The following is a 3,053-nucleotide window of genomic DNA, read 5'->3' as shown; positions in this document are numbered from 1 at the left end:
TTGAAGGTGTCGTAGCCGTCGAACAGCGTGATCAGGGCGATCAGGATGCCCAGGGTCTTGTGGAAGGGGCCGATTTCGGCCCCCGCCAGCTCTTCATGCACATCGATCCCGCTCACCGTGCTCATGCTGCCCCTCCCAATTGATGGATTTCTTCGCCCTTTTTCCGGCGATTAACGTGCCGGTCGCCTACAGCCGGAACAGCGCCCGGGCGTTGTCGCGGCCGATCTTCTGGCGGTCGTTTTCCGAGATGGCGCTGGTGTCGAACCAGGCCGAGGCGTGGTCGATGTTCTCAAACGGCCAGTCGGCCGAGAACAGGATCCGGTCCGCACCGATTTCCAGCATCGCGTCGATCAGCGTCTGGGTGCGGAAGTTGCCCGACGTCGTGATGTAGAAGTTCTCGCTGAAATACTCGGCGATCTTGCGTTTCGCCGGATAGCGGTTCTGCTCGCTCATCCACTTGTTGTGGTTGTCGACCCGCCACATCGAATAGGGCAGGCCTTCGCCCATATGGCCGATGATGATGGCCAGTCGCGGATGAGCGTCGAACAGCCCCGATCCCATCAACCGCAGCGCATGGACGGCGGTTTCCTGGCCGAACGCCCAGGTCGGGCCCATCAGCCAGCGATGTCCCTCGTAGATCGCCGAATCCTGCGGCAGCGGGTTGCGCGGGTGCAGGTAGAACGGCACGCCCAGCCGCTCGACCTCCGACCAGAACGGCCAGAATGCTTTGAGGTCGTAATAGACGGCGCCTGGCGCGTCGCTGCGCTGGCTGAAGCCGTTCACCAGTGCGCCGCGGAAGCCGAGCTGTTCGACGCAGCGGGCCAGTTCGCGGGCGGCGGCGTCGGGGTCCTGCATCGGCAGCGCAGCCAGGCCCTGGAAGCGCTGGGGCCGGCGCTGCACCTGTTCGGCCAGGAAGTCATTGGCCCGCCGCGACAGCTCGATCGCCCGGGTCGTGTCCGGGATCGCCTGGACGGCGGGGGCGTTCAGGGACAGCAGCATCAGCTCGATGCCATGCGCATCCATCTCACGCAGCCTGCGGTCCTGGATGTCGAGCAGCCGTGCCTTCAGCTCGATCCAATCGTCATGCGGGGCGAAACCCGCACTGTCCTGCACCGTTTCCTCGAGGGCGAAATGCTCTTCGAGAGCAATCTTTCCTTGCATCATCATCTCCTTACCGGGAGGCCAGCGTTTCTCCCGGCTTGACAGGATCTGACATCGTGCCTCATAAATTGTCAACGAAACTTTTGCAGTTGCAAATAAACTGATTGCAAACACCGCCATTGCCGGACAGCGTGGCAGATGGGAATGATCGGGGCCGGCACGGCCGGCGGCGATATCCCGGCAAGGCCCGAAGATCGGGCTCGGGAAATGGGAGGACCAGGTGATGCAGAATGATCCCGTGATCATCGCCGGCGGCGGCATCGGCGGGCTGGCCGCGGCGCTGGCCCTGGCGCACAAGGGTTTCCGGGTCACGGTGCTGGAGCGGGCGTCGCGCCTCGAGGAGATCGGAGCCGGCATCCAGTTGGGCCCGAACGCCTTCCACGCCCTGGACCGGCTGGGCGTCGGCGATGCGGCACGATCGATCGCGGTGTTCGTCGACCAGCTGCGCCTGATGGATGCGATGACGGCGGAGGAGATCGCCCATATCGACTTGACCGAACGGTTCCGCCAGCGCTTCGGCAATCCCTATGCCGTGGTCCATCGCGGCGACCTGCACGGCATCTTCATCCGTGCCTGCGAGGCGGATCCCCATGTCGAACTGCGGACCGATTGCGAGGTCACCGGCTTCGGCCAGGAGGATGGCCGCGCCACCGCGCTGCTGAAATCCGGCGGCCGGGTCGACGGCAGCGCGCTGATCGGCGCCGACGGGCTGCGGTCGCGGATCCGGCAGCAGATGGTCGGTGACGACCCGCCGCGCATCGCCGGCCACACCACTTACCGGTCGGTGATTCCGACCGAGCAGATGCCCGAGGATCTGCGCTGGAATGCGGCGACGCTGTGGGCGGGCGCGAAATGCCACCTCGTCCACTATCCGCTGTCCGGCTGGAAGGTGTTCAACCTGGCCATCACCTGCCACAACGACCCCACCGAGGTGTTCGCGGCCAGGCCGGTGGCGCATGACGAGGTGATGCAAGGGTTCAAGGATGTGCATCCCCGCGCCCAGGCGATCATCCATCATGGCCGCCACTGGAAGGCCTGGGTGACCAGTGACCGCGACCCGATCGAACGCTGGGTCGACGGCCGCGTCGCCCTGCTGGGGGATGCCGCCCACCCGATGCTGCAGTATTTCGCGCAGGGCGCGTGCATGGCGCTGGAAGACGCCGTCTGCCTGGCCGAGGAGCTGGCCGACCGGCCCGACGAGATCGAGGCCGGGCTGGAGGCCTATCGCCAGGCGCGGCTGCTGCGCACCACCCGGGTCCAGCTGCAGTCGCGCGAACTCGGCAACCACGTCTATCATCCCGCCGGGGCGCATGCCCTGCTGCGCAACCAGATCATCCGGGGGATGTCGCATGACGGGTTCTGCGACAGCCTCGCCTGGTTGTACGGTGAGCGGACATTCCGCAACCCGGCCGCGGCGGACCGAACCGCGCAACCGTCCTGACCGGCCATTCCAGCGATCCCAATTCCAGCGACCAAGGTGAAGACAATGAAGCTGTATTACGCCCCTGGAACCTGCGCGATCGGGATCCACGTGCTGCTCGAGGAAATCGGCCAACCCTACGACGCCCAGAAGGTGGATTTCGCCACGCAGGAGCAGTATTCGCCCGCGTTCAAGGCCATCAATCCGAAGTCCAAGGTGCCGACGCTGGTGCGGGATGACGGCTCGGTCCTGACCGAGTTCCCGGCGATCGCGACCTGGCTGGCGCGGACCAACCCCGACAGCGCCCTGCTACCGGAGGATCTGGAGGGGCAGGTCCGGGCCCTGGAGGCCATGGACTACATCGTCTCCACCATCCACATGCAGGGCTTCTCCCGGCTGTTCCGTCCCGCCAATTTCGCCCCTGACGAGGCCGATCACGACAAGGTGAAGGCGCGCGGGCGGGAGATCCTGG

Annotated in this window: 3 protein-coding genes; 2 read left to right on the top strand and 1 reads right to left on the bottom strand. The window is 65.6% G+C overall.

Annotation, left to right across the window (positions count from 1 at the left end; genetic code table 11):
- Window positions 1-186: 186 nt before the first annotated feature.
- On the bottom strand, window positions 187-1,161 hold the full coding sequence (locus AC3XYG_RS39875; protein ID WP_489145463.1) for an amidohydrolase family protein: 975 nt from the start codon (window positions 1,159-1,161) through the stop codon (window positions 187-189).
- Between the two features lie 223 nt (window positions 1,162-1,384).
- Between AC3XYG_RS39875 and AC3XYG_RS39870 the strand changes: the two genes are divergently transcribed.
- Window positions 1,385-2,602, top strand: a complete 1,218-nt coding sequence (locus tag AC3XYG_RS39870) for a 3-hydroxybenzoate 6-monooxygenase (RefSeq protein WP_489145462.1) — start codon at window positions 1,385-1,387, stop codon at window positions 2,600-2,602.
- Between the two features lie 45 nt (window positions 2,603-2,647).
- A partial coding sequence (locus AC3XYG_RS39865) for a glutathione S-transferase (RefSeq protein ID WP_489145461.1) occupies window positions 2,648-3,053 on the top strand: 406 nt, incomplete at its 3' end.

The organism is Inquilinus sp., assembly GCF_057815775.1.
Note: the sequence above shows the minus strand (reverse complement) of the source record. Positions and strands in the feature narration are given on the sequence as shown.

Bases quoted from the DNA above. Each gene is read 5' to 3' on its own strand.
- AC3XYG_RS39875 (WP_489145463.1), bottom strand. From the start codon at position 1,161: ATGCAAGGAAAGATTGCTCTCGAAGAGCATTTCGCCCTCGAGGAAACG.
- AC3XYG_RS39870 (WP_489145462.1), top strand. From the start codon at position 1,385: ATGCAGAATGATCCCGTGATCATCGCCGGCGGCGGCATCGGCGGGCTG.